This is a genomic window from Belnapia sp. AC561, from assembly GCF_979252845.1.
In genome coordinates this window covers 1-26,182 of the sequence record NZ_CEEDBP010000057.1, presented here as the reverse complement: position 1 = coordinate 26,182, position 26,182 = coordinate 1, and the positions used below count along the sequence as shown (strand labels likewise).

General features: G+C 71.1%; 25 protein-coding genes. 18 read left to right on the top strand and 7 right to left on the bottom strand.

Annotation, left to right across the window (positions count from 1 at the left end):
* Window positions 1–163: Ada metal-binding domain-containing protein (locus tag AC0IW9_RS28230; RefSeq protein ID WP_471651635.1), on the bottom strand; the 163-nt coding region annotated here is incomplete at its 3' end.
* An 88-nt stretch (window positions 164–251) separates the two neighbouring features.
* On the opposite strand from AC0IW9_RS28230, the gene AC0IW9_RS28225 reads away from it, so the two are divergent.
* Window positions 252–590: a DOPA 4,5-dioxygenase family protein gene (locus tag AC0IW9_RS28225; RefSeq protein WP_471651632.1), complete on the top strand. Its 339-nt coding sequence runs from the start codon at window positions 252–254 to the stop codon at window positions 588–590.
* Here the strand turns inward: AC0IW9_RS28225 and AC0IW9_RS28220 are convergent.
* Window positions 571–1,098 (bottom strand): P-loop NTPase family protein, encoded by a 528-nt coding sequence (locus AC0IW9_RS28220; RefSeq protein ID WP_471651634.1) that lies wholly within the window; start codon window positions 1,096–1,098, stop codon window positions 571–573. The genes AC0IW9_RS28225 and AC0IW9_RS28220 overlap by 20 nt on opposite strands.
* 179 nt (window positions 1,099–1,277) lie before the next feature.
* On the opposite strand from AC0IW9_RS28220, the gene aqpZ reads away from it, so the two are divergent.
* The gene (gene aqpZ, locus AC0IW9_RS28215) at window positions 1,278–2,063 is read left to right on the top strand and encodes an aquaporin Z (RefSeq protein WP_471651631.1); all 786 of its coding nucleotides are present in this window, start codon (window positions 1,278–1,280) and stop codon (window positions 2,061–2,063) included.
* 19 nt (window positions 2,064–2,082) lie between these two features.
* On the opposite strand, the gene AC0IW9_RS28210 is transcribed toward aqpZ, so the two are convergent.
* Together AC0IW9_RS28210 and AC0IW9_RS28205 are read right to left on the bottom strand one after the other, a co-directional pair.
* On the bottom strand, window positions 2,083–2,949 hold the full coding sequence (locus AC0IW9_RS28210) for a class I SAM-dependent methyltransferase (protein WP_471651630.1): 867 nt from the start codon (window positions 2,947–2,949) through the stop codon (window positions 2,083–2,085).
* A gap of 11 nt (window positions 2,950–2,960) precedes the next feature.
* Complete coding sequence (locus AC0IW9_RS28205) at window positions 2,961–4,760, bottom strand: AMP-dependent synthetase/ligase (protein ID WP_471651629.1); 1,800 nt, start codon at window positions 4,758–4,760, stop codon at window positions 2,961–2,963.
* A gap of 168 nt (window positions 4,761–4,928) precedes the next feature.
* On the opposite strand from AC0IW9_RS28205, the gene AC0IW9_RS28200 reads away from it, so the two are divergent.
* Window positions 4,929–6,734 (top strand): M3 family oligoendopeptidase, encoded by a 1,806-nt coding sequence (locus AC0IW9_RS28200; RefSeq protein WP_471651633.1) that lies wholly within the window; start codon window positions 4,929–4,931, stop codon window positions 6,732–6,734.
* Window positions 6,727–8,103, top strand: coding sequence for an ABC1 kinase family protein (locus AC0IW9_RS28195; RefSeq protein ID WP_471651628.1), 1,377 nt, complete (start codon window positions 6,727–6,729; stop codon window positions 8,101–8,103). The genes AC0IW9_RS28200 and AC0IW9_RS28195 overlap by 8 nt, the downstream gene beginning before the upstream one ends.
* Before the next feature lie 16 nt (window positions 8,104–8,119).
* Here AC0IW9_RS28195 and AC0IW9_RS28190 read toward each other — a convergent pair whose 3' ends face one another.
* Window positions 8,120–9,700 (bottom strand): peroxidase family protein, encoded by a 1,581-nt coding sequence (locus AC0IW9_RS28190; protein WP_471651627.1) that lies wholly within the window; start codon window positions 9,698–9,700, stop codon window positions 8,120–8,122.
* A 207-nt stretch (window positions 9,701–9,907) separates the two neighbouring features.
* Here AC0IW9_RS28190 and AC0IW9_RS28185 point away from each other — a divergent pair, with 207 nt between their 5' ends.
* The 4 genes from AC0IW9_RS28185 (at window position 9,908) to AC0IW9_RS28170 (ending at window position 13,584) form a co-directional block, all read left to right on the top strand.
* A complete protein-coding gene (locus AC0IW9_RS28185) occupies window positions 9,908–11,065 on the top strand; it encodes a Re/Si-specific NAD(P)(+) transhydrogenase subunit alpha (RefSeq protein ID WP_471651626.1) in 1,158 nt (385 codons plus the stop codon).
* Window positions 11,066–11,078: 13 nt separating this feature from the next.
* Window positions 11,079–11,477 carry an NAD(P) transhydrogenase subunit alpha part 2 gene (locus AC0IW9_RS28180; protein WP_471651625.1) on the top strand — a complete coding sequence of 133 codons (399 nt, stop codon included), beginning with the start codon at window positions 11,079–11,081 and terminating at the stop codon, window positions 11,475–11,477.
* A gap of 3 nt (window positions 11,478–11,480) precedes the next feature.
* Complete coding sequence (locus AC0IW9_RS28175; RefSeq protein ID WP_471651624.1) at window positions 11,481–12,890, top strand: NAD(P)(+) transhydrogenase (Re/Si-specific) subunit beta; 1,410 nt, start codon at window positions 11,481–11,483, stop codon at window positions 12,888–12,890.
* Between the two features lie 112 nt (window positions 12,891–13,002).
* Window positions 13,003–13,584: a hypothetical protein gene (locus AC0IW9_RS28170; RefSeq protein WP_471651623.1), complete on the top strand. Its 582-nt coding sequence runs from the start codon at window positions 13,003–13,005 to the stop codon at window positions 13,582–13,584.
* A 6-nt stretch (window positions 13,585–13,590) separates the two neighbouring features.
* On the opposite strand, the gene AC0IW9_RS28165 is transcribed toward AC0IW9_RS28170, so the two are convergent.
* Entirely contained in the window at window positions 13,591–14,274 is a 684-nt protein-coding gene (locus AC0IW9_RS28165; protein ID WP_471651622.1) for an isochorismatase family protein, read from the bottom strand.
* Window positions 14,275–14,372: 98 nt separating this feature from the next.
* On the opposite strand from AC0IW9_RS28165, the gene mgtA reads away from it, so the two are divergent.
* The 7 genes from mgtA to AC0IW9_RS28130 all read left to right on the top strand — a co-directional run bounded on the left by mgtA (window position 14,373) and on the right by AC0IW9_RS28130 (window position 22,573).
* Complete coding sequence (gene mgtA / locus AC0IW9_RS28160) at window positions 14,373–16,862, top strand: magnesium-translocating P-type ATPase (RefSeq protein WP_471651621.1); 2,490 nt, start codon at window positions 14,373–14,375, stop codon at window positions 16,860–16,862.
* Window positions 16,863–17,055: 193 nt separating this feature from the next.
* Window positions 17,056–18,498, top strand: a complete 1,443-nt coding sequence (locus AC0IW9_RS28155; RefSeq protein WP_471651620.1) for a hypothetical protein — start codon at window positions 17,056–17,058, stop codon at window positions 18,496–18,498.
* Between the two features lie 137 nt (window positions 18,499–18,635).
* Entirely contained in the window at window positions 18,636–19,943 is a 1,308-nt protein-coding gene (locus AC0IW9_RS28150; RefSeq protein WP_471651619.1) for a UDP-glucose dehydrogenase family protein, read from the top strand.
* Between the two features lie 67 nt (window positions 19,944–20,010).
* Window positions 20,011–20,151 carry a hypothetical protein gene (locus tag AC0IW9_RS28145; protein WP_471651618.1) on the top strand — a complete coding sequence of 47 codons (141 nt, stop codon included), beginning with the start codon at window positions 20,011–20,013 and terminating at the stop codon, window positions 20,149–20,151.
* A complete protein-coding gene (locus AC0IW9_RS28140) occupies window positions 20,148–20,273 on the top strand; it encodes a hypothetical protein (protein ID WP_471651617.1) in 126 nt (41 codons plus the stop codon). Before AC0IW9_RS28145 ends, AC0IW9_RS28140 begins: the two co-directional genes overlap by 4 nt.
* Window positions 20,274–20,498: 225 nt before the next feature.
* Window positions 20,499–21,563 (top strand): ABC transporter ATP-binding protein, encoded by a 1,065-nt coding sequence (locus AC0IW9_RS28135; RefSeq protein ID WP_471651616.1) that lies wholly within the window; start codon window positions 20,499–20,501, stop codon window positions 21,561–21,563.
* Entirely contained in the window at window positions 21,560–22,573 is a 1,014-nt protein-coding gene (locus AC0IW9_RS28130; RefSeq protein ID WP_471651615.1) for an ABC transporter ATP-binding protein, read from the top strand. Before AC0IW9_RS28135 ends, AC0IW9_RS28130 begins: the two co-directional genes overlap by 4 nt.
* 1 nt (window position 22,574) lies before the next feature.
* Here AC0IW9_RS28130 and AC0IW9_RS28125 read toward each other — a convergent pair whose 3' ends face one another.
* On the bottom strand, window positions 22,575–22,781 hold the full coding sequence (locus AC0IW9_RS28125; RefSeq protein ID WP_471651614.1) for a DUF1127 domain-containing protein: 207 nt from the start codon (window positions 22,779–22,781) through the stop codon (window positions 22,575–22,577).
* A gap of 97 nt (window positions 22,782–22,878) precedes the next feature.
* Between AC0IW9_RS28125 and AC0IW9_RS28120 the strand changes: the two genes are divergently transcribed.
* From AC0IW9_RS28120 to AC0IW9_RS28110, 3 genes are all read left to right on the top strand, one after another.
* The gene (locus AC0IW9_RS28120; RefSeq protein WP_471651613.1) at window positions 22,879–23,766 is read left to right on the top strand and encodes a LysR substrate-binding domain-containing protein; all 888 of its coding nucleotides are present in this window, start codon (window positions 22,879–22,881) and stop codon (window positions 23,764–23,766) included.
* A 79-nt stretch (window positions 23,767–23,845) separates the two neighbouring features.
* Entirely contained in the window at window positions 23,846–24,811 is a 966-nt protein-coding gene (locus AC0IW9_RS28115) for a Bug family tripartite tricarboxylate transporter substrate binding protein (protein WP_471651612.1), read from the top strand.
* Between the two features lie 60 nt (window positions 24,812–24,871).
* The gene (locus tag AC0IW9_RS28110; RefSeq protein ID WP_471651611.1) at window positions 24,872–25,843 is read left to right on the top strand and encodes a tripartite tricarboxylate transporter substrate-binding protein; all 972 of its coding nucleotides are present in this window, start codon (window positions 24,872–24,874) and stop codon (window positions 25,841–25,843) included.
* Window positions 25,844–26,182 lie beyond the last annotated feature (339 nt).

Genomic DNA, 26,182 nt, shown 5'->3' with positions numbered 1-26,182 from the left:
GGCGGGAGGGGCAGCCGGGGCGGCAATAGACGCCCTGCGTGGTGACGGCATAGAGGAACCCGCCGCAGGCCGGCGCCGGGTCCCGCGCCAGGAGGGCTTCCCAGCGGGCTTCCCATCGGGCGTCCCACTGGAGGGGCGCATCGCTCTCGGGGAGGGGGGTCATGTCGGGCATGGCGGGATCATGCGCGGCGGCCGGGCTTGCGGCCATCCGTGCATTGCGCTGGCATGGCGCCCTGCAGGAGGACCCGCCGATGCCCGAGGCCATCACCGGCTGGCACGCCCATGTCTACTACGACCCGGCGACGCGGGCCCTGGCCGAGGCGCTGCGCGACGGCATCGCCCGGCGCTTCCCGGCCGCGGTGCTCGGCCGCTGGCACGACCGGCCCGTCGGCCCGCATCCGTCCAGCATGTACCAGGTGGCCTTCGCGCCGGACCTGCTGCCGGGGCTGCTGTCCTTCCTCGCGCTGCACCGGAAGGGGCTGGCGGTGCTGCTGCATCCCGAAACCGGGCGGCCGCGGGCGGACCACACCGCGCATGCGCTCTGGATGGGTGCGATCCTGCCGCTCGATCTCACCGTCCTGCCGGAATAGCCGCCAGCACCGCCGCCGCCAGCACCGGCACCGGCGCCGCGCTGTCCAGCCGCAGCACCGGGCAGGGCAGGTCGGCCAGCCAGCTTTCCTGCTGCGCCCGGCTGCGCTGTTCCAGCCCGGCGCCGTCATAGGCGGCGGCCCAGGCCATGAAGGCGGCATGGACGGCGGCGAGGTCGCCCCCGGCCTCGATCCGCGCCCCATGCCGCGCCGCCTCCCGCCGCCGCAGCCGGTCCAGCCGGGTCGTTGGATCCAGGCACAGGAAGACCACCAGGTCGAACTCCGCGACCAGCGCATCGCCCCAGCCGCCGAGCGCCCCGGCCAGCACCCAGGCGCGGCTGCGGCCGAGGTGCCGGCGCAGCCGGGCCAGCCGGCCGGGCATCGGCCGCACCTCGGTGAAGGGCGGGTCGGTCGGCAGCCAGAAATGCGCGTCGGCATCGTGCAGCGGGCAGCCCAGCCGCGCCGCCACCGCCGCCCCGAGGGTGGAGGTGCCGCTGCCGGAGGCACCCATGATGTGCAAGCATGCCATCCCGGCCGATTTGCATGCCCCTGCATCGCGCGCAAGGGGAGGCCAGCGAAAGGGTTGCCACCGTTCCGGACGCACATTTCCGCGAGACAGCGCTTAATCGAAACTTAACCGTATACGATACATCACGCGCGCCGGAGTGGCCGCTCTCGGAGGATCGTTCGGTGTCACGCAAGCTCGTCGCGGAATTCTTCGGTACCCTTTGGCTCGTGCTCGGCGGCTGCGGCAGTGCCGTCCTGGCCGCCGCCTTTCCCGATGTCGGCATCGGCCTGCTCGGCGTCTCCCTCGCCTTCGGCCTGACCGTGCTGACCATGGCCTTCGCCATCGGCCATATCTCCGGCTGCCACCTGAACCCCGCGGTCACCTGCGGCCTGGTCGCCGCCGGCCGCTTCCAGGCGGGCGAGGCGCTGCCCTATATCGCCGCCCAGGTCATCGGCGGCGCGGCGGGGGCCTTCCTGCTCTATGCCATCGCCTCCGGCCAGCCGGGCTTCGACCTGGCGGTGAAGGGGCTGGCGGCGAATGGCTTCGGCGATGCCTCGCCCGGCAAGTTCGACCTGATCGCGGGCTTCACCACCGAGGTGGTGATGACCTTCTTCTTCCTGCTGGTGATCCTCGGCGCGACCTCGGCCCGGGCGCCGGCCGGCTTCGCCCCCATCGCCATCGGCCTCTGCCTGACCCTGATCCACCTGATCAGCATCCCGGTCACCAATACCAGCGTGAACCCGGCCCGCAGCACCGGCCCGGCCTTCGTGCTGGGGGGCGTGGCGCTGCAGCAGCTCTGGCTCTTCTGGGTGGCGCCGGTCGCCGGCGCCGTCGCCGGCGGGCTGCTGCACCGGTGGCTGAGCACCGAGGAGACCGCGGATGCGCTGGACCTGGCCGCGGCGGTGGCGGAGGCGGCGCGGTCCGACGGCGAGGCGCTGGCGCCGATGCCGGCGCGCCAGCCCCGCTGAGCCAACGGGGCTGGTGGCCTCAGGCCGTCGCGGTCACCAGCCAGATCGCGGCGGGCATCACCACGCCCGCCGCGCCTTCGTGTCCCTGATAGAAGGCGGCGATGCCGTCCCGGACCGCCGCCCGCTCCGCCTCGGGAAGGCCGGCGACGGCGCGGCTGGCCTGGCCGATGGTCATGGCGAAATCCGTCGCCTCCGCCGCATCGGCGCCGAGCCGCATCGGCACGTCCACCGCCTCCAGCGCCACCTCGCGGAAGCCGGCCCCGCGCAGGATGCGCCGCACCCGATCCGGATCGGCGAAGGCGAATTGCCCGGGGTCTTCCGGCCCCGGTGGCGGCCCCGGCGGCGTCGCCGGCGGCAGCAGGCCGCGCACCGCGGCGACCGGGCCGGTCGTCCAGGCATTCTCGGCCGGGCTGCGGAAGGCGGCGAGGACGACCGCCGCGCCCGGCGTCAGCGCGCCGCGGATATGACGGAAGCTGGCGACGGGATCGAGGAAGAACATCACCCCGAAGCGGGAGAACAGCAGGTCGAAGCTCGCGGGCGCGAAGGGATGGGTCGCCGCGTCGGCGAGCAGCACCCGGGCCTGGGCGAGGCCGGCCGCGGCGATCCGCCGCTGCGCCACCGCGACCGATTCCGCCGCGATATCGACGCCGAGCACCGACCCCTGGCGCCCGACCCGCTCCGCCAGGGCGAGGGTCGAGGTGCCGCTGCCGCAGCCGATGTCCAGCACCCGGGCGCCGGGCCGCGGCGCGGCGCGCTCCAGCGCCCGCTGCAGCACCGCGTCGAAGCGGGCATCGATCCGGGCGTGATGCGTGGCCCAGGCGCGGGTGGCGGGGCCGTTCCAATAGGCCGCCTGCGGGGCATTGGGGCCGGCCGGGTCATCCACCATGCTGCCATGTCCTATCGATAGGTCGCCGCGATCTCGTCCTGGTAATGCGCCAGCACCGCCCGGCGCTTCACCTTCATCGTCGGCGTCAGCAGCCCGTTCTCGACCGAGAAGGGGCTCGGCGCCAGGGTCCAGCGGCGGATGCGCTCGATGCTCGACAGCCGCGCATTCACCCGGGCGACGGCGGCGGCGATCTGCTCGGCGTGTCCTTCGGCCGGGACCAGCAGGGCCACCACCCCGGCCTGGCCCTCGCCGGCGACCACCGCCTGGGCGATCTCGGGCTCGGCCATCAGCAGGGATTCCAGCTTGGCCGGGCTCACCATGTCGCCGCCGAGGGTCTTGATGAAGTCGCGCTTGCGGTCGGTGATGGTGATCCGCCCGGCATCCTCGCCATCCGGCTGGATGGTGGCGACATCGCCGGTATGCAGCCAGGGGGCCTCGCCCGGGGCATCGCCGGCGGCCGGGCGGATGGCGGCGGCGGTCGCCTCCGGGTTGCCCCAGTAGCCGTCCATCACCAGCGCGCCGCGGACCAGCAGCTCGCCATCCTCGGCCAGCCGCGCCTCGACCCCGGGCAGCGGATAGCCGACCGTCTGCCGCACGTTGTCCCAGGGCGGGTTCACCGCGATGACCGGCCCCGCCTCGGTCTGGCCATAGCCCTGGATCAGCGGCAGGCCGAGGCCGATGAAGAAGCCCGAGAGATCGGGGTCCAGCCGCGCCCCGCCCGAGACCAGCGCCTGCAGGCGGCCGCCGAAGCGGGCCCGCACCTTGTCCCGCACCAGCTTGTCGAGCACCGCATCCTGCAGCCGCTCGAGCAATGACAGCGGCGGCCCGTCCACCCGCTGCAGCCCGAGCGCCAGGGCGCGCCGGAAGAGTTTCTGCCGGAAGGGCGTCTCCTTCTCGAGTTGCGCCAGCATCCGGGTCCGCAGCACCTCGAACAGCCGCGGCACCGTGGTGACGATGCTCGGCTGGAATTCCTGGAACTCGGCCGAGATCCGCTCGGCACCGCGCGAATAGACCACCTCGACGCCGAGCGAGGGCAGCAGGAAGACGCCGACCGTATGCTCGTAGCTGTGCGAGAGCGGCAGGAAGGAGAGATAGACCGTGCCGTCCAGGTGCAGCCGCTCGGCCAGCGCCGCCACGCCGTCGCGGTTCGCCAGCATCGCCCGGTGCGGCAGCATCACCCCGCGCGGCGTGCCGCCGGTGCCGGAGGTATAGATCAGGCAGGCGAGCCGGCCGGCCGGGATCAGCTCCGCCTCCGCCATCAGCAGCGGGAGGTCGCCCGGCGATGCCACCACCTCGCTCCATTGCGCCACCCGCCCGGCGCTCTCCGGCGCGGGCCGTGCATCCAGCCCGACCAGCAGGTCGAGCCCCGCCGGCGCCGCCGCGGCGATGCGCGCGGCCAGCGCGGCGGTCGAGACGATGGCGATGCGGGCGCCGGAATCGGCCAGGATATGCCGGTGGTCCGCCACGGTATTGGTGGTGTAGGTCGGCACCGTGACGGCGCCGATCGCCATCAGCGCGGTATCGGCGATGTTGAATTCCGGCCGGCTCTCGCTGACCAGCAGCACCCGGTCGCCGGGCATGACCCCGGCGGCGCGCAGCCAGGCGCTGGCGCTGGCGACGGCAAGCGCGAAATCGCCCCAGGCGAGGCGCTGCCAGGCGCCATCCCGCCAGTACCGCACCATCGGCCGCTGCGGCCGCTGCCGGGCGATGTCGAGCAGCATCCAGGGCAGGCTGCCCCAGGGCGTCCCCGCCTGGCTGCCCGTGGTGATCCGCCCGCGGTTGGCCCCCTTGCGGGCTCCGGCATCGGCCATTCTGCACGCTTCCCCTGATCTGCCGCGGTTGCCTCGCCCCGGCGGCTTGGCCCCGGCCCTGCAAGCCATATATGCAGGGACGTGACCCGAGCCGAGCCCCAATCGACCCCCGCCTGCGCCGCCGCGGATTCCGCCGCGGCCGGGCGCCCCCTCGCAGCCCTCGCCGGGCTGCCCCATTCACCCCTCGATGCCGGCGCCGGGGAGGCGGCCGGGCCGTTGCCTGAGTGGGACCTGTCCGATCTCTATGCCTCGCTGGAGGATCCGAAGCTCACCGCCGACCTCGACCAGGCGGAGCTGGAGGGCAAGGCGCTGGCCGCCCGCTATGCCGGCAAGCTCGGCGCCATCTCCGGCGACGGGCTGGCCGAGGCGATCGCCGCGCTGGAGCGGATCGAGGAGGTGCTCGGCCGGGCGATGAGCTATGGCCAGCTGGTCTTCGCCGGCGATGCGACCGACCCCGCCAACGGCCGCTTCTACCAGACCCTGCAGGAAAAGGTGACGGCGATCAGCAGCCACCTGATCTTCTTCACCCTGGAGTTGAACCGGCTGGAGGATGCCGAGATCGAGCGCAAGCTCGCCGGCAGCCGGGCGCTGGAGCGCTGGCGCCCCTGGCTGCGCGACCTCCGCGTCTTCCGCCCGCACCAGCTCTCGGATGAGCTGGAGAAGCTGCTGCACGAGAAGGAGGTCACCGGCCGCTCCGCCTGGAACCGGCTGTTCGACGAGACCATCGCCGGCATGACGGTGAAGGTGGGTGAGGAGGAGCTGACCGTCTCCGCCGCGCTGAACCGGCTGTCCGACCGCGACCGCGCGGTGCGTGCCGCCGCCGCGGAGGGCATCTCGGCCGCCTTCGCCAGCCGGGTGCGGCTGTTCTCGCTGATCACCAATACCCTGGCCAAGGACAAGGAGATCATCGACAACTGGCGCCAGTACCCGCGCCCCGGCTCCTCCCGCAACCGCGCCAACATGGTCGAGGACGAGGTGGTCGATGCGCTGGTGACGGCGGTCCGGGCCAGCTTCCCGAAGCTGTCGCATCGCTATTATTCGATGAAGGCGAAGTGGCTGGGCCTCGAGAAGCTGCAGCACTGGGACCGCAACGCGCCGCTGCCGGATGAGCAGGACCGCAGCATTCCCTGGCCGCAGGCGGTGCGGACGGTGCTCGACAGCTACCGCGCCTTCAGCCCGGAGCTCGCCGAGATCGGCGGGCGCTTCTTCAGCAGCCCCTGGGTGGATGCGGCGCTGCGCCCGGGCAAGTCGGGCGGCGCCTTTGCCCATCCGACGGTGCCCTCGGCGCACCCCTACCTGCTGCTGAACTACCACGGCAAGACGCGCGACGTGATGACGCTGGCGCATGAGCTGGGCCATGGCGTGCATCAGGTGCTGGCGGCGAAGCAGGGCTACCTGCTCTCCGGCACGCCGCTGACCCTGGCCGAGACCGCCTCGGTCTTCGGCGAGATGCTGACCTTCCGCGGATTGCTCGATGCCGAGACCGACCCCGCCCGCCGCCGCCTCATGCTGGCCGGCAAGGTCGAGGACATGCTGAACACCGTGGTCCGGCAGATCGCCTTCTACCGCTTCGAGACCCTGCTGCACGACGAGCGGCGGCAGGGCGAGCTAAGCAGCGAGCGCATCGCCGAGCTCTGGATGCAGGTGCAGCACGAGAGCCTCGGCCCGGCCTTCGACTTCACCGCGGATTACGGCGTCTACTGGGCCTATATCCCGCACTTCATCCACTCGCCCTTCTACGTCTATGCCTATGCCTTCGGGGACTGCCTGGTGAATGCGCTCTACGGCGTCTACCGCGCCGGCGAGGTGCCCGGCTTCCAGCAGAAATACCTCGACCTGCTGAAGGCCGGCGGCACCCTGCGGCACCGGGAGCTGCTGGCGCCCTTCGGTCTCGACGCCTCCGACCCGGGCTTCTGGCAGCGGGGGCTCGACGTGATCTCCGGCTTTATTGACGAATTGGAACAGGATGTCTGAGCGCAATCCCGACAGCACGCTCTTCGGCGAGCTTCGCCGGATGGCGCGCACCTCCGGCGCCGTGGGCGGCATCGCCGCCCGCGTCGCCGGGGAACGCATCTTCGGCGTCAAGACCGACAAGGCGGCGCATGCGGAGGATCTGAAGGCCATCCTCGGCGGGCTGAAGGGCCCGCTGATGAAGGTGGCGCAGTTCCTCTCGACCGTACCGGATGCCCTGCCGGACGAGTATGCCGAGGAACTGGCGACCCTGCAGGCCAATGCCCCGCCGATGGGCTGGCCCTTCGTCCGCCGCCGCATGGGCTCGGAGCTCGGCCCGTCCTGGGAGAGCCGGTTTAAAAGTTTTGGGCGGGAGGCGGCCGCCGCCGCCTCGCTCGGCCAGGTGCATCGCGCGACGCTGCCGGATGGCCGCGAGGTCGCCTGCAAGCTGCAGTACCCGGACATGCCGAGCGTGGTGGAGGCCGACCTCCGCCAGCTCAAGCTGGCGATGAGCGTCTATCGCCGGATGGACAGCGCCCTCGACAATGGCGAGGTCTACCAGGAGATGTGCGACCGGCTGCGCGAGGAGCTCGACTACCTCCGCGAGGCGGCGCAGATGCGCCTGTACGGACTGATGATGCGTGGCGTGTCGGATGTCACCATCCCCGCCCCGGTCGAGGAGCTCTGCACCAAGCGGCTGCTGACCATGAACTGGCTGGAAGGCCGGGCCATCGTGAAGCGGCTCGAGGAAGACCCGCCGCTCGAGGAGCGGAATGCCTATGCCAAGGCGCTGTTCCGCGCCTGGTACAAGCCCTTCTACCAGTACGGCGTCATCCACGGCGACCCGCATCTCGGCAACTACCAGGTCCGGCCGGACCGGGCGGGGATCAACCTGCTCGACTTCGGCACCATCCGGGTCTTCCCGCCGACCTTCGTCGGCGGCGTCATCATGCTGTACGAGGCGGTGCGCGACCACGACGAGGAGAAGGCGGCCGAGGCCTACCGGATCTGGGGCTTCCGCAACCTGTCGAAGGAGACCATGGAGGTGCTGAGCCTCTGGGCCACCTTCCTCTATGAGCCGCTGGTGCAGGACAAGGTGCGGCCGATCCAGTACTCGGACGACATGGGCTATGGCCGCAAGATCGCCCAGAAGGTGCATGAGGGGCTGAAGCGGACCGGCGGGGTGAAGATCCCGCGCGAATTCCCGCTGATGGACCGTGCTGCGATCGGCCTGGGCAGCGTCTTCCTGCGGCTGCGCGCCGATATCAACTGGCACCGCGCCTTCATGGAGCTGGTCGAGGAGCATACCGAGACCTCGCTGGCCGAACGCCAGGCCGCGGCGCTGGCCGAGGCCCGGGTGCCGGCCGCCGTGGTGCGCGGCGCGCCGGCCTGAGCCTCGCCCGCAGGCCCTAGAGGTGGAAGTCGGCCAGTACCGGGCCGGCTCCCGCCGGGGCATTGCGGGCGACGATCTGCTCCAGCCGCGAGGTCTCGGCGATGATCCGGGCCCCCACCTCGCTGAAGGTGGCCGGGCCGAAGACGTTCATCGACAGCAGCGGATTGGTCAGCGCCTGGCTGAAGGCGTCGCAGGCGACCATGGCGCGCAGCAGCTCGCCGAAGGAGGCATCCTCGTCGTGGTGTTCGGCAAACAGGCCGACGCCGAATTCCAGGCGGTCCACCGAAGGGCCATACAGCGCCTCCAGCCGCGCCGCGGTATCCCGGTTGCCGGTCAGCTCGCCGAAGCTGGCATAGGGCTTCAGCCCGAAGCATTGGCGATAGGCATTGAAGGGCTGCAGCCGGAAGCTGCGGGCGAAGTCGATCGCCGATTTCTCCGCCTGCCACATGAAGCGCGGCACGTTGCCGAGGCCGATCCGCCCGGCCGGCTGGCGCGAGGCGGCGGCGATCAGCCGCTCCGCGCCAAGGCTTTCCAGCAGGCTGTTGTTGAAGCGGTAGTCGAGCGGCTCGATGACGGAATCCCCCAGCTCCAGCCGGTCCGGGATCATCGAATGCCAGCGGTAGAGCAGGTTGAATTCGATCGAGATGCGGTTGGTGCGGTACCAGCGCTGCTTCTCGGCGAAGCTCGGGTCGGCGCGGAAGCGGATCGGCAGGCCGGCGAGCTGGTTGATGTATTCCTCGATGATCAGCTTCAGCAGCAGCACGGTATTCACGTTGCGCGCGGTCTCGAACAGCCGGTGGTCGTCCCAGCCGGGATGCGCGGCGGCCAGCGCGCCGCAGATGCGGTTGTGCTCGCGCAGGAAGATCGCATTGAAGGCGGCATAGAGCAGGGTGTTGCTGCCGCGCTCGAGCCCGGTCGCGTGCAGCGCCCGCCTGCGGCGCTCCAGCTCCTCGGGCGGCAGGGCGGTGCCGAAGGCGCCGGGCAGGATGATGTCGGCGACGCGCTTGCCCGGCTCGCCCTGCACATAGGGCAGGCCGGCGAAGCCCTCGGCCACCGCGCCCTCGGCATCGAACAGCAGCGCCGGGAAGATGCCCGTGGGCAGCGACCGGCTTCGCAGCATCCCGCCCTGGCCGGACCGCAGGGCCCGCGCCGTCGGCGCATCCAGCCCGTAGATCTGGCACAGGTCGATCTCGTGGTTCGAGGTATTCAGCCGCCGGTCGCCCGCTGCGGTGCGCAGGAAGCTGTCGGTGAACCACTGGGCGAAGAAGCAGAACAGGGTGCTGGTGCGGCCCGAGGGGATGAAGCGGTCGCGCATGAAGAGCTCGGCCACCGCCTCCGCGGGCGGCAGCCCGGCCTGCTCGGCGGCGCCCGCCGGGGGCAGGTGGCGGCCGGTGTAGCGGCGGTCCACCAGCCCCTGCCAGGAGACATAGGGCTCCTCGGTCAGCGGCGTCGCCGCATCGGGTGACCAGAGCGACCAGGCCTGCGGCCGCGCCCTGGTGGCATTCACCGCCAGGTTGATGGCGATGCGGTTCAGCCAGGGTTGCAGCGGCGGCACCTGTGCCAGGATGCCGAGAACGCGCAGTTTCCAGTCGGCCATCGACCGTCTCCCGTGTTGGTCCGGGGCAGGCTAGGGGTGGCAGCGTGAGCCCAGCGTCATCCTGCTCCGGCATCGGTCGGCGGCATCCGCCGGGGCAGGGGCCTCGCGGGTTCGGAAATTGCGCGCGGGGGACTGGCACGGCACCAGGAGAGGCTTGCCTCGCCGGTCACGTTTCATCATGTTCCGGCCCCAAAGGGGGACCCCTGCATGCGACTAGCAGTGCTGAAGGAACGCCGGCCGGCCGAGACCAGGGTCGCCGCGACGCCGGAGACGGTCAAGAAACTCATCGCCCTCGGCCTCAGCGTCGCGGTCGAGGCCGGGGCAGGGGCCTCCGCCGGCATCCCGGATGCGGAATTCGCCGCCGCCGGCGCCGAGCTGGCGCCCGATGCGGCGGCCGCCCTGAAGGATGCCGGCATCGTCCTCAAGATCCGCGCGCCGTTGGGCGTCGGCGAGGGCGAGATCGACGAGCTGGCGCTGATCCCGCGCGGCGCCCTCATGCTCGGCCAGCTGCAGGCGACGCCGGAGATGGCCGCCGCCTATGCCGCCGCCGGCATCGATGCCGGGGCCATGGAGCTGCTGCCGCGCATCACCCGGGCGCAGTCGATGGATATCCTTTCCTCCCAGGCGAACCTCGCGGGCTACCGCGCCGTCATCGAGGCGGCCTCGACCTTCGACCGCGGCTTCCCCATGCTGATGACCGCGGCCGGCACCATCCCCGCCGCCAATGTCTTCGTCATGGGTGCCGGCGTCGCCGGGCTGCAGGCCATCGCCACCGCCCGCCGCCTCGGCGGCCGCGTTTCCGCCACCGACGTCAGGCCGGCGGCAAAGGAGGAGATCAAGTCCCTCGGCGCCAGCTTCGTCGGGCATGAGGACGAGGAAAGCCGCGCCGCCCAGACCGCCGGCGGCTATGCCAAGCCGATGAGCGCCGGCTTCATGCAGAAGCAGGGCGAAGTCGTCGCGGCGCATCTGGCCAAGCAGGACATCGTCGTCACCACCGCCCTGGTGCAGGGCCGCAAGGCGCCGACCCTGGTGACCGCGGCGATGGTCGAGAGCATGAAGCCGGGCAGCGTCATCGTCGATATTGCCTCCGACGCCGGCGGCAATGTCGCCCTGACCAAGCCCGGTGAATCCTTCACCACGCCCAATGGCGTGACGATCCTCGGCTTCAACAATTGGCCGGGGCGCATCCCGGCGGCCTCCTCGGCACTGTTCGCGCGGAACCTGCTGACCCTGCTGACCACCTTCTGGGACAAGGAAGCCAAGGTCCCGAAGCTGCCGGCCGAGGACGACATCGTCAAAGGCGTCATGCTGACCCGCGGCGGCGCCGTGGTGCACCCGAGCTTCGCGCCCGCCCAGGCCGCCTGAGGAGACCCGCCCCATGAACCCGACCGATCTGGCCAACCAGGCCAGCGCCACGGCGCAGCGCGCGCTGGAGCTGGCCGCCCAGGCACGCCTGATGGCCGAGCACCACGTGGCGCCGGTGGCCGCGGCCGCCGAGCCCTTCCTGCTGCTGCTGACGATCTTCCTGCTGGCCTGCTTCGTCGGCTACTACGTCGTCTGGAACGTCACCCCGGCGCTGCACAGCCCGCTGATGGGCGTGACCAACGCCATCTCCTCGGTCATCGTCGTCGGCGCCATCCTGGCGACCGGCCTGGGTGAGAGCGTCGCGGCGCAGGTCTTCGGCTTCATCGCCGTGACGCTCGCCTCGGTGAACATCTTCGGCGGCTTCCTGGTCTCCCGGCGCATGCTCTCGATGTTCAAGAAGAAGGGGAACTAGGCCGTGGGTCAGACATTCTCTACCCTGGCCTATCTCGTCGCCTCGGTCCTCTTCATCATGGCCCTGCGGGGCCTGTCGCATCCCGAGACCAGCCGCCAGGGCAATATCTTCGGCATGGTCGGCATGGCCATCGCGGTGGTCGCCACCCTGCTGAAGCCGGGCATGGGGGCGGGCGGCATCGCCCTCGTCATCGCCGGCATCGCCATCGGCGGCACCATCGGCGCGGTCGTCGCCAACCGCATCCAGATGACCTCGCTGCCGCAGCTCGTCGCCGCCTTCCACTCGCTGGTCGGCCTTGCCGCGGTCTTCGTGGCGGCCGCCGCCTTCTACGCGCCCGAGAGCTTCGGCATCGGCCATGCCGGGGAGATCCACGGCGCCTCGCTGGTCGAGATGTCGCTCGGCCTCGCCATCGGCGCCATCACCTTCTCCGGCTCGGTCATCGCCTTCGCCAAGCTGGATGGCCGGATGTCCGGCGCGCCCATCCTGTTCAACGGCCAGCACTGGCTGAACCTGGCCTTGGGCATCCTGATGCTGGTGCTGGTCATCGCCTTCGTCTCGTCCGGCAGCCCGCTGCTGTTCTGGCTGATCGCCATCCTGGCCTTCGCCCTCGGCTTCCTGCTGATCATCCCGATCGGCGGCGCCGACATGCCGGTCGTCGTCTCCATGCTGAACAGCTATTCCGGCTGGGCGGCGGCGGGCATCGGCTTCACCATCGGCAACCTGCTGCTGATCGTGACCGGCGCGCTAGTCGGCGCCTCCGGCGCCATCCTGTCCTACATCATGTGCAAGGGCATGAACCGCAGCATCATCAACGTGCTGCTGGGCGGCTTCGGCACCACCGGCGGCGGCGAGGCCGGGCCTGGTGCCGGCGGCGGCGACCGTGCCCCGGTGAAGGCCGGCAGCCCGGAGGATGCCGCCTACATCATGAAAAATGCCCAGAAGATCATCGTCGTGCCCGGCTACGGCATGGCGGTGGCGCAGGCCCAGCAGGTGCTGCGCGAGATGGGCGAGCTGCTGAAGAAGGAGGGCGTGGAGGTCACCTATGCCATCCACCCGGTCGCCGGCCGCATGCCCGGCCACATGAACGTCCTGCTCGCCGAGGCCAACGTCCCCTATGACGACGTCAAGGAGCTCGAGGAGATCAACCCGGAATTCGCCGAAGCCGACGTGGCCTTCGTGATCGGCGCCAATGACGTAACCAATCCGGCTGCAAAGACCGACAAGTCCTCGGCCATCTACGGCATGCCGATCCTGGACGTGGAACGCGCCAAGACCGTGTTCTTCATCAAGCGCGGCATGGCCAGCGGCTATGCCGGCGTGGATAACGAACTCTTCTTCCGGCCGAATACAATGATGTTGTTTGGTGATGCGAAGAAGGTTACGCAGGAGATCGTACAGGCCCTGCAACGGTGAGGGACCAGGCCGGGGGATGACCTCCCCCGGCATGCCGTGAGCATTGCCTGACGGAGGCCGCGGGCGGGGAAGCGCCCATCCGCGGAAGTCCCAGGCAAGGAAGAACCGTGGCGTGATCAACCCCACCCTCACCACCGCCGATTTCCGCAACATCCCCCCCGGCCACCAGACCGCCTTCGGTGCCGATACCGTCCGGGTGGTGAACCTCCCCCGCGGCTTCATGATGTTCAAGCTGACGGCGGGCAAGGCCCCGGCCCATGCGACCTATGGCATCACCCCCTGGTGGTCCCCGGTGCGGCCCTTCATGGAGGATTACGAGGGCGCCCTCGGCCGCTACCAGCAGGCGGTGCTGAACGGCATCGACCTCAGCGCCATGGTCCGCTTCATGTCCGCCGTCTGCATCGACTGGAACGACCTCGACAATTTCGTGCAGGTCGAGCTGGTGGATGACTGCCGCGCCTTCTGGGGCACCTTCGCGCCGCAGCCGAAATTCTCGACGGCTCCGGTCGATCCGGCCGCCGCCGCCATCCAGGACTACAATGTCAACCGCGGGGCCGACCTGCCGCCCGACCTCGGCGTGCTCGAGGCCTGGCAGCTCTACGTGCCGAACCTGAAGGAGACGGATATCCGCCGCCGCGGCGTGATTCCGGCGCATGACATGAATGCGCTGGCCATCCACTTCGGACTGGGCTGAGCCGCCCTACTCGTTGCCGTGCAGCGCGGCGCGCAGCTCCGCCCCGGTGGTGAGCCAGCCGAAGAAGGCCTGGACGTTGAACTCCGTGGCCGCCTGCATGCCCGGCCCCGCCGCCATGGTGGCGTCGGTGATCATCACCGGGAAGAACTCCCGGTGATAGGCGTCGCGGATGGTGCTCTCGACGCAGACATTGGTGGCGACGCCAGCCACCAGCACCGTGCGGATCCGCCGCGCCGCCAGCAGCTGCTCCAGCCCGGTCCCGGCGAAGCCGCTGTAGCGCGCCTTGGGCACCAGCAGGTCGCCCGGCTCGGGCGTCAGCCCGTCGACGATCGCATGGTCCCAGGTGCCATGGGTGATGAGCTGGCCGGCATAGGCCTCGTTCGCCCGCATGAATTTCAGCGCATTGGACTTGTGCCAGACCGGCGCGGCCGGTCCCGGCGCCTCCCGCAGGTCGGGCGAGAAGCCGTTCTGCAGAAAGATGACGGGAATGCCCGCGGCCCGGCAGGCGGCGACGGCCTGGGCCGTCTCCGCGATGACCGGCGCGGCGCCCGAGACATCGAAGCCGCAGAGGTCGAGGTAGCCGCCCTTCGAGCAATAGGCATTCTGCATGTCCACCACGATCAGCGCCGTCTCCTCCGGCACCACGGCGACGGGCTCGGGGCGGGCGGCGATCTGGACGGTGCGGGGCATGCGCGGCTCCTGGGACATGGTGGCTGGGGCGTAGCATGCCGCATGCCACGACCGGTCTGTAACGAGACCCCACCATCCCCGGCGCGTAATATCCCGCCATGACCCTCCCCACCGATCGCTTCTGGACGGATCCGGCCGAGGCGCTGCTCACCCGGCTCGGCAGCACCGCCCAGGGCCTCGCCCTCGCCGAGGCGGCCCGGCGCCTTGCCGCCGGCGGTGCCAATACCGTCGCCGAGCCGCCGCGCCGCCGGCTGCTGCTGAAGCTCGGGCGCCGGCTGGCGGAGCCGCTGGTGGCGATCCTGCTGGTCGCCGGCCTGGTTTCCGGCCTCACCGGGGATTGGCCGGGCTTCGTCATCATCCTGGCGGTCGTCGGTATCTCCGTCGCCATGGACGTGGTGCAGGAGGAAAGGGCCGAGCAGGCCGCCGCCCGGCTGCGCGACAGCGTGGCGGTCCGGGCCTCGGTCCGTCGCGGCGGCGCGGCGCAATCCGTCCCGGTCGAGGAGATCGTCCCCGGCGACGTGGTCGAGCTGGCCGCCGGCGCCCTGGTCCCGGCCGATGGCGTGGTGCTGGAGACGCGCGGCCTGCAGGTGAACGAGGCGCTGCTGACCGGTGAGCCCTATCCCGTCGCCAAGCGCCCCGGCCCGAGCGAGGCCAGCGGCCCGGCCGAGGCCTTCAATGCCCTGTTTGCCGGCACCGGGGTGGTGGCCGGCGCCGCCGCCATGCTGGTGGTCGCCACCGGCCATGCCACCCGGCTCGGCGGCGTTGCCGCGGCGCTGGCCGCCCGCCGGCCGCCGACCGCCTTCGAGCGCGGGCTGCGCGGCCTCGGCCTGCTGATCCTGCGGCTGACCGCCTTCCTCGTGCTGTTCGTCCTGCTCGCCCATCTCGCCTTCCACCGCCCGGCGCTGGAGAGCTTCCTCTTTGCCGTGGCGCTCGCGGTCGGCCTGACGCCCGAGCTGCTGCCCATGGTCACCACCGTCACCCTTTCGCGCGGGGCGATGCGCATGGCGGCGAAGCGGGTGGTGGTGAAGCGGCTGGCGGCGATCCACGACCTCGGCGCCATGGACATCCTCTGCACCGACAAGACCGGCACCCTGACCGAGGCGCGCATCGCCCTGGCGGAAGCCATCGCCCCGGATGGCACCCCCTCCGAGCGGGTGCTGGCGCTGGCCGCGCTCAATGCCGGCCTCGCCGCCGGCCAGCCCAGTTCGCTCGATGCCGCGATCCTGGCCGCGGCCACGCCCCCCGCCGGCTGGCAGGCGGTGGCGGAGGCGCCCTTCGGCTTCGAGCGCCGCCGCTCCTCGGTGCTCTGCGCGGGGGAGGGGATGCGCCTGCTGGTGGTCAAGGGCGCCCCGGAGGCCATCCTCGCCGCCTGCACCAGCGCCGAGGGCATGGCCTTCGACCGAAAGGCGCTGCTGGCCATGGCCGAAGCCCAGGGCGGCCAGGGCCTCCGCCTGCTCGGCCTCGCCCTGCGTGCCATGCCCGAGGGGGAGGAATTAATTGGCCCCGAGGCCGAGCACGACCTGGTCTTCGCCGGCTTCTGCGCCTTCCTCGATCCGCCCAAGGCTTCGGCCGGCGCCGCGGTCTCCCGCCTCGCCGCCCTCGGGGTCCGCACCAAGATCATCTCCGGCGATGCCGCCCCGGTGGTGCTGCATCTGGTGCGGAGCCTCGGGATCCCCGCGACGGGGCTGCTGACCGGCGAGGAGATCGAGGCGCTGGACGGCCTCGCCCTGCAGGCCCGGGTCGAGGATGTCGACCTGTATGCCCGGGTCTCGCCCGACCAGAAGCACCGCGTCATCCTGGCCCTGAAGGCGCGCGGCCATACCGTCGGCTTCATCGGTGACGGCATCAACGACGCCCCCGCCATCCACGCCGCCGATGCCGGCATCTCGGTGGAGGGGGCGACCGAGGTGGCGCGCGGCGCCGCCGACCTGATCCTGCTGGCGCCCGACCTCGGCGTGCTGGCGGATGGGGTGGCCGAGGGCCGGCGGACCTATGCCAACGTGATGAAGTACATCCGCATGGGCACCTCCTCCAACTTCGGCAACATGCTGTCGATGGCGGTCGCCTCGCTGGTCATTCCCTTCCTGCCGCTGCTGCCGGCGCAGATCCTGCTGAACAACCTGCTCTACGACCTCAGCGAGACCGGCATCCCCTTCGATGCGGTGGATGAGGCGGACCTCGCCCGGCCGCATGCCTGGGACATGGGATCGGTGCTGCGCTTCACCCTGGTGATGGGGCCGCTTTCCTCGGTCTTCGACCTCGCCACCTTCGGCATCCTGTTCTGGGGCTTCGGGGCGACGCCGGAGGAATTCCGCACCGCCTGGTTCATCGAGAGCATGGCGACCCAGGTGCTGGTCATCTTCCTCATCCGCACCGCCGGCCCGGCCTGGCAGGCGGCGCGGCCGGCACCGGTGCTGGTCGCCACCTCGCTCGGGGCGCTGGCCGTGGCGCTGGCCCTGGCGCTCGGCCCGCTGGCCCCGATCCTCGGCTTCGCCCCCATGCCGGGGGCGCTGCTGGGCGCGATCGGCCTGCTGGTCGTGCTCTACCTCGCCGCGGCGGAGCGGCTGAAGCGCGTGGCAGTGCGGTAACGGATTCGGTTTCGTGATCGAAAAGTCACATTGCTGTTGCTCAAGGGCATGAGAAAGGACAGCCAGGCAGCCGCGCCGTATTTCGGAAATGCCAACATTCCGAAGTGCCAGCACCATGCGTTTCGCCTTGCCGGGCCGGGCCGTGCTGCCGGCACCTCACACATCCGAAGCATCGGCGGGCGGCGGGCGGCCGATGCGGCGCCTCGACCAGGCCTGGGCGATCGGCGTGGCGGCGCTCCTGCTGATATGGCCGGCGATCTGGAACGGCTATCCGCTGGTCTTCGCCGATAGCGGCACCTACCTCGGCCAGGCGCTGCTCGGCTACGTGGGCTGGGACCGGCCACCCTTCTACAGCCTCTTCCTGCTCGGGCTGCACTGGCGGCTGTCGCTCTGGCCGGTGGTGCTGGGGCAGGGGCTGCTGCTCGCGCATCTCCTGCACCTCGTGCTGCGCACCCAGGGCCATCCCGGCCCGGTCCCGCTGATCCTGACGGCCCTGGCCCTGGCGGTGTTCAGCGGCCTGCCCTTCTTCGCCGCCCAGATCCAGCCGGACCTCTTCACCGGCGTCGTCGTGCTCTGCGCCTGGCTGATCGGCTTCCGCCAGGCCGCCCTGTCGGTGGCGGAGCGGCGCTACGTCATGCTTCTCGCCACCCTCGCCATCGCCGTCCACCAGAGCCATCTGCCGCTCGCCTTCGGCCTGGCCGGCGTCGGCGCGCTGCTCTGGTCCTGCCGCGGCATCCTCCCGGCGCTGCGGGCATTGGCCCGGCTCGCATTGCCGCCGCTGATGGCCCTGCTGGCGCTGGTCTGCGTCAACTGGGCCGCCCATGGCATCGCCGCGCCCTCGCCCTATGGCGCCGTCTTCCTCGCCACCCGCATGCTCTTCGACGACAGCGGCAAGGCCTGGCTGGCCCGGCATTGCGCCGAGACCGCGGGGCAGGCGACCCAGTTCAAGGTCTGCGCGCTGGGCGGCCACCTCGGGGAGGGGCACAATGATTTCCTCTGGACCCTGGACGGGCCGCTCTACAGCCAGCTCGGCGGACCCAAGGGCTGGGCGCCGGAGGCTGCCGCCATCGTCCGCGGCGTCGTGCTGGAGGACCCGGTCACCATGCTGCGGGCGGCCGTCGAGAATACGCTGGAGCAGCTCGGGCGGACCGCGACCGGCGATGGGCTGAATGCCTGGCTCGGCTCGCCGGGGCCGGAGCCGGTGATCGCCCGCTTCTTCCCGGCCGAGCATGCCGCCTTCCGCGCCGCCCGGCAGCAGCGGGGCGAGATGCTGCCCATGGCGCAGCGGCTGTCGCCGCTGCATGGCATCGCCTTCCTCGCCTGCCTGCTCGGCCTGATGGGGGCGCTGGTGCAGCCCGGCGGCCGGCCGCGCACCCTCGGGGCGGTGGTCCTGACCGCGATGGTCCTGGCGGCGGTGCTGGGGAATGCCGTCATCACCGGCGCCCTCTCCGGCCCGGCGGATCGCTACCAGGCCCGGCTGACTTGGCTGGGGCTGGTGGCCCTGATCGTCATGCTGCTGCCGATGCCGCGCCCGGCGGCCGGCCCGTCGGGCCTGGCGGTGCCCGGCGCCGGAGCGGCCGGCGCGAAGCGGCGGGCGAAGGGTGCGGAATGCCAGGGGTGCATGCCAGGCCAATGATTCGAGGCCCATAATACCAGGTCCCAGGATACCAGGGACGTGATGCCCGCGGACGTGACCCCGCCCGGTCGCTCGGCTTCGTTGCACCGCTCGCGGCGGCGCGCTAGGCACGCCGCTACTGCAGCGGAGTGGGCGGGATGCGGATTGCGGTCCTCGGTGCCGGGTATGTGGGCCTGGTCTCCGGTGCGTGCTTCGCCGAATTCGGCGTGAACGTCACCATCGTCGATACCGACCCGGACAAGGTCGCCGCCCTGCGCCGCGGCGTCATCCCGATCTACGAGCCGGGGCTCGACCGGCTGGTGACGGAGAACCACGCCGATGGCCGGCTGACCTTCACCACCGACCTGGCGGAGGCGATGGAGGGCGCCGATTGCGTCTTCCTGGCCGTCGGCACCCCGTCCCGCCGCGGCGATGGCCATGCCGACCTGCAATACGTCTATGCCGCCGCCGAGGGCGTCGCCCGGGCGGCCAAGCGGGACGGGCTGGTGCTGGTGACGAAGTCGACCGTACCGGTCGGCACCGGCCGCAAGATCCAGGAGATCGTCCGCCGGGTGCGGCCGGACCTGACCATCCATGTCGCCAGCAACCCGGAGTTCCTCCGGGAAGGCAATGCCATCGGCGATTTCATGCGCCCCGACCGGGTGGTGCTGGGCGCCGACGACGAGGCCGCCTTCGCCACCCTGCGCCGGCTGTACCGGCCGCTGTATCTCATCGAGACCCCCATCGTCGCCGCCAGCCTGGAGACGGCGGAGCTGATCAAGTATTCGGCCAATGCCTTCCTGGCGACCAAGATCACCTTCATCAACGAGATCGCCGACCTCTGCGAGAAGGTCGGCGCCGATGTGCACGACGTGGCGCGCGGCATGGGCCTCGATGGCCGGATCGGCCGCAAGTTCCTCCACCCCGGCCCGGGCTATGGCGGCTCCTGCTTCCCCAAGGATACGCTGGCCCTGGCGATGACGGCGCGCGATGCGGGCTCGCCGATGAAGCTGGTCGAGACCACCATCGCGGTGAACGACGCCCGCAAGGAGGCGATGGCCGAGCGGGTGATCGCGGCGCTCGGCGGCGACGTGCAGGGCAAGTCCATCGGCATCCTCGGCGTGACCTTCAAGCCCGAGACCGACGACATGCGGGATGCGCCCAGCCTGGTGATCCTGCCGCGGCTGCTGCTGGCCGGGGCGAAGGTGACGGCGCATGACCCGCAGCTCGGCCAGGCGCGGCAGGTGCTGCCGGCCGGCATCGCCTATGCGGCGACCCCGCTGGAGGCGGTGACCGGCGCCGATGCGGTGGTGCTGCTGACCGAATGGAACGAGTACCGCTCCATGGCGCCGGAGAAGCTGCGCGGGGCGATGCGGGGCGATGCGGTGCTCGACCTGCGGAATGCCTGGGACCCGCTGGCGATGCGCGAGGCCGGGCTGCGCTACTTCGGCGTCGGCCGGAGCTGACGGCCGCGGGGCTTACGGGAGCGCCGGGCCGCTCCATCTAAGGGCGTCCTGCTGAATGGAGACGCCCATGCTTCGCCTGCTTTCGCCGCCCGGCATCGTCACCGGGCTCGTCGTGATGCTCTCCGTGGCCGGCGGCATGGCCTTCGGCGCGGGGCTCGCCAGCGCGGCGCTGGTGATGGGCGCGGCGCGGAAGGCGGCGCGGTCATGATCGCGCTGCTCTACCTGCCGGTCCTGGCCACGCTGCATTTCGGCGCCGGAACAGCCCTGGGGGGCATGGCCGTTCTCTCGGCCAAGACGGTCCTCGACCTCGCCCGTTCGTCGAAGGCCTGACCGCGGCGCGCGCGGGGTTCCGGACGGGCCTGGCCCCGCCGGACAGGGGGTTGCCGCGATGCCACCCTCCGCGGCGGCCCTTGCGCCGCAGCCGGGTGAGGGGGCAAGGCCGCCTGCAAGACCGGCGGTCGGGGCCGGGCCTGCCCAGGAAGCAGGCAGGCCCGCCGCCGGGCTGACCACGCAGCGCCGCCGCGTTACTGGCACGGGCCTTGCTGCACCCGCGGCATGTCCAGCACCTCCTCCTTCGCCGCTCCCTTCGTCGATCGGGGCGGCCCGGCCCAGCCGCTGCTGCTGCTCTCCGGGCTCAAGAAGCATTTCCCCATCCGGGGCGGGCTGTTCGGCGCCACCGTCGCCACGGTGCGGGCGGTGGACGGCGTCAGCTTCCATGTCCGCAAGGGCGAGACGCTGGGCATCGTCGGCGAGAGCGGCTGCGGCAAGTCCACCACCGCGCGGCTGCTGATGCGGCTGATGGACCCCGACGCCGGCAGCATGGTCTTCGACGGGGAGGCGGTCGGACAGCATGTGGCGACCGGCGGCATCACCCTGAAGGAATACCGCCGCCAGGTGCAGATGGTCTTCCAGGACAGTTACGCCTCGCTGAACCCCCGCCTGCCGATCGAGGAGAGCATCGCCTTCGCCCCCAAGGTGCACGGCGTCTCCCCGTCCGAGGCCCGCGCCCGGGCGCATGAGATCCTGGCCGCGGTCGGCCTCGCCCCCGCCACCTTCGCCCGGCGCTACCCGCATGAGCTCTCGGGCGGCCAGCGGCAGCGGGTGAACATCGCCCGGGCGCTGGCCCTGCAGCCGCGGCTGATCCTGCTGGACGAGCCGGTCTCGGCGCTCGACAAAAGCGTGGAGGCCCAGGTGCTGAACCTGCTGGTCGACCTGAAGGAGAAGTTCGGCCTCACCTACGTCTTCATCAGCCACGACCTGAACGTGGTGCAGTACATCTCCGACCGGGTGCTGGTGATGTACCTCGGGCAGGTGGTGGAACAGGGGCCGGTGGAGGCGATCTACGACCGCCCGGCGCATCCCTATACCCGCGCGCTGCTGGCCAGCCGCCCCTCCATGGACCCGGCGACCCGCCGGACCGAGCCGCCGCTGACCGGCGACCCGCCGAACCCGATCAACCCGCCCTCCGGCTGCCGCTTCCGCACCCGCTGCCCGCATGCCGAGGATGTCTGCGCCGCGCGCGAGCCGGCGCAGACCGACATGGGCGGCGGCCACGAGGCGGCCTGCCACATGGCGGCGCCCGGCAGCGGTCATTCCCAGGCCGGGAGGCTGGCGGCATGAGCGAGATCCTGGAGCGCCCGATGAGCACCACCACGGCCGCGGCCAATCCGCTGGTGAAGGTGCGGGACCTGTCCGTCCGCTTCGTCTCCCGCGATGCCACCATGCATGCGGTGAACGGAGTCGATGTCGACCTCGCGGCGGGGGAGGTGCTCTGCATCCTCGGCGAATCCGGCTCCGGCAAGTCCGTCACCCTGCGGGCGCTGATGAAGCTGCTGCCGAAATACGCCAAGGTGACGGGTCAGATCGAGGTCGCCGGCCGCGACGTGCAGGCGATGAACGAGGGCCAGCTGCAGGATTTCCGCGGCAGCGACGTGGCGATGATCTTCCAGGAGCCGATGACCGCGCTCGACCCGGTCTTCACCATCGGCCAGCAGATCGCCGAGACGGTGGTCCGGCACGAGGGCTCCTCCCGCGCCGCCGGCATGGCCCGGGCGCTGGAACTGCTGGAGCTGGTGCAGATCCCCTCCGCCAGGCGCCGGCTGGAGGCCTATCCGCACGAGCTCTCGGGCGGCCTCCGCCAGCGGGCGATGATCGCGGTGGCGCTGGCCTGCAAGCCGAAGCTGCTGCTGGCCGATGAGCCGACCACGGCGCTGGACGCGACGGTGCAGATCCAGGTGCTGCTGCTGCTGCGGAAGCTCCAGGAACAGCTCGGCATGGGGGTGATCTTCGTCACCCATGACCTCGGCGTCGCCGGGGAGATCGCCGACCGGGTGGCGGTGATGTATGCCGGGAGGGTGGTCGAGGAAGGGCCGGTCGCGCCGATGATGAAGGCGCCGCTGCATCCCTATCCGCGCGGGCTGCTCGGCGCCACGGTGCATGGCGGGATGCGCGGCCAGCGGCTGACCACCATCCCCGGCGCGCCGCCGAGCCTCGAGACCCTGCCGACCGCCTGCTCCTTCGCCCCGCGCTGCGCCCTGGCGGAGCCGGCCTGCCTTGAGGGCGTGCCGCCGCCGAATTCGCCGGTCCCGGGACGCAGCGCCCGCTGCATCCTGGTCCCGAACCTGGTCTAGCTCAGCGGCGGGTCAGGTCCCAGGGCAGCCGGTCCGCCTCGCACAGCGCATCGAGGCGGCTGATGCCGATATCCTTCAGCATCCGGTCGTCCATCTGCGCCAGCTGCCGGCGGGTGATGGCGGCGCGCAGCATGGCGCGGAAGCCGGGCAGCGCCGGCCGTGCCGGCCTAACCCAGAGGGCGGGGATACGGGCGTTCAGGATGGACATGGCGAATACTCCTCACGCCCAGAGGCTCGCGCCGGACAGGCAATAAGGAAAACGAATTGCATTGACCCACCCCATCAGCATTGCTGATGCTATGGGCATGCTCGCCATCCCCCCCGGGCTCGACCCCGACCTGCTCCGCAGCTTCGTCCTCATCGCCGAGGGCGGCAGCTTCACCCGCGCCGCCCAGGCGGTGGGCCGCACCCAGTCCGCCGTCTCCATGCAGATCCGCCGGCTGGAGGAAACGCTGGGCCAGCCGCTGCTGCTGCGCGGCACCCGCGGGGTGGAGCCGACCCAGCACGGGCTCTGGCTGCTGGAACGGGCCCGCCGGCTGCTGGCGCTGCACGACGAGATCCACACCACCTTCCGCCAGCCCGCCGTCGCCGGCGCGGTCCGGCTCGGCTCCCCGGATGATTATGCCATCCGCTGGCTGCCGGGGATCCTGGCCCGCTTCGGCGCCAGCCATCCGGCGGTGCAGGTGGAGGTCACCTGCGCCCCCTCCAACGAGCTGGTCGAGCGGCTGGCCGAGGGGGAGCTGGACCTGACCCTGCTGTCCGAGGGCAACGAGCCGCCCGGGTCGCGGGTGCGCTGGCTCTGGCGCGGCCCGCTGCTCTGGGTCGGGACGGAGGAGCTGGCGCGCCGCCGGCCGCTGCCGCTGACCCTGTCCTCGAATGGGTGCACCTGGCGCAACGCGGCGGTGGCGGCGCTGGACGCGGCGGACCTGCCCTGGCGCATGGCCTATACCGCGGCCTCGCTCTCCGGCTCGCTGGCCGTCGCCCTGGCCGGCCTCGCCATCACGGTTGCGATGCCGGCGCCGCTGCCGGATGGGCTGCGCCAGCTCGGCGCGGCGGAGGGGCTGCCGCCCCTGCCGGACTTCGCCATCGGCCTGCTGCGCGGCCCCGGCACCCCGGTGGCGGAGGCGCTGGCCCGCCACATCGAGGAGAATTTCCGCCTGGAGACCAGCTTCGAGCCCCGCATGCGGGCTTGAGCGGCGGCAACAACCGGTTCATCTGGTCCTGTCGCAACCGGGCCGCCGCAAGGCCCAGCCGTCCGGGGAAACCTATTCGATGAACCGTCGCTCGCTGCTGGCCCTGACGGCCACCGGCCTCGCCATGCCCAGCCTGTCGCGGGCGCAGTCCTGGCCCGAACGGCCGATCCGGCTGATCGTGCCCTGGCCGCCGGGCGGCTCGACCGATACCATCGCCCGGCTGTTCCAGCCGAAGCTCTCGGAAGCGCTCGGCAAGCAGGTCATCATCGAGAACCGCGGCGGCGCCTCGGGCTCGATCGGCGCCATCGAGGCGGCCCGGGCCAATCCGGATGGCTATACCTGGATGTTCGCCTACGACAACGAGGCGACCAACCAGACCCTGATGCGGCTGCCCTACAAGACGCTGGAGGCCTTCTCGCCGGTCAGCCTGGTGGCGACCGGGCCGCTGGCGCTGGTCGCGCATTCCAGCACGCCCTACCGCAGCTTCGGCGACGTGGTGGCCGCGGCCAAGGCGGCGCCGGATACCATCAGCTTCGCCAGCTCCGGCGTCGGCGGGCTGGCGCATGTCTCGACCACGCTGCTGCAGCAGCAGGGCGGCTTCAGCCTGGTGCATGTCCCCTACCGGGGCGGCGGGCCGGCCGTGCAGGACGCCGTCTCCGGCCAGGTGCCGCTGTTCATGTCCAACGTGGTCATCATCAGCCAGCATATCCGGGCCGGGACCCTGCGGCCGCTCGGCGTGACCACGGCGACGGAAAGCCGGCATGTGCCGGGGGTCGCCCCCTTCGCCCAGCAGGGCTTCCCCGGCTTCAACGCGCCGACCTGGTGGGCCTTCCTCGCCCGCATCGGCACGCCGGAGCCGATCCAGCGGCAGATGCGCGACGCCCTGGCCAAGGCGCTGTCCGACCCCGATGTCCGCGCCCGGATCGAGGAGCAGGGCTGCGATGTGAAGGCGACCGGGCCGGAGGAGTGCGGGACCTTCCTGGCCGCCGAGATCGAGCGCTGGGGCAAGGTGATCCGCGACAACAACATCCGCGCGGATAGCTGAAGCCGGAATGGACGCGGCCGGCGGCTGTGCCAGGATGGGCCCGAAGACCGGGAGAAACCCATGCTGCACCGCCGCCACCTCGCCATGCTTGCCGCGGGGGCGCTGAGCGCACCCCGCATCGCCGGGGCACAGGGCACCTGGCCCGACCGGCCGATCCGCATCATCGTCCCCTATCCGCCCGGCGGGTCGAACGACACCGTGGCCCGCATCCTGCAGCCGAAGCTGCAGGAGATCCTGGGCAAGCCGATCGTCATCGAGAACCGCGGCGGCGCCTCCGGCTCGGTCGGGGCAGGGGAGGCGGCCCGGGCGGCGCCCGATGGCGCGACCTGGCTGCTGGCGAACGATACCATCGCCACCAACGACACGCTGATGCAGCTGCCATACCGCACCATGCAGAACTTCAGCTTCTGCACCGTGGTCGGGACCTGCCCCTATGCGCTGCTGGCGCATCCCGGCACGCCCTCCCGGAGCCTGGCCGAGGTCCAGGCGGCGGCCAAGGCGGCGCCGGCGACGCTGAACTATGCGACGACCGGCGTCGGCAGCCTGGCGCATGTCTCGGCGACGCTGCTGCAGCAGCGGGGCGACTTCCGCCTAGTGCATGTGCCCTACCGGGGCGGCGGTCCGGCCCTGCAGGACGCGCTGGCGGGGCATGTGCCGCTGTTCATGTCCAACATCGTCATCGTCATGCCGCATGTGCGGAGCGGGGGCCTGCGGGCGCTGGGCGTCAGCTCGGCCAGGGAGAGCCGCTTCCTGCCGGGGGTGAAGCCCTTCGCGGAGCTCGGCTATCCCGGCTTCGAGGCCTTGACCTACTGGGTGCTGATGGCCCCGGCCGGGGTGCCTGCTCCGATCCTGGGCCGCATGCAGGCGGCGATCGCCACGGCGGTGCAGGACACGGTGGTGCGAGCGAGGCTGGAGGAGCAGGGGGCGGAAGTGGTCGCCGGAAGCCCGGCCGACGCAGAAAAATTCATAAAAGGCGAGATCGAGACCTGGGGGAAGGTCATCCGGGACAACGATATCCGGACCGAGAGCTGAGCCCGATCAATAGGTTAGGGGCTTCACATCGCAGCATTCCGCAGCATCGGCGGAATGAGCAGAAGGGGTGTTGACCCATCCGATCGCCGGGGGTAGAAGCTGGTCCACCGAGACGCAATCGAGGTTGACGGGAACCGGCGGAGACGCCAAACTTGCTGCTCCGCTAAAGACTCGGTACCAGTCGCCAAGTGGCGGTTCTCCGGTTCTTCCGCAAGGAAGACGGAAATCGCTGCGAGGCGGTTTGCCATCGGGGTGACCCGGCGTCTTGTTCTTTTAAATCCTTATCGGTTATTTGGAAGCGTGTAATATATGCTTGCTGGTTATCCTGTCTTATTGATG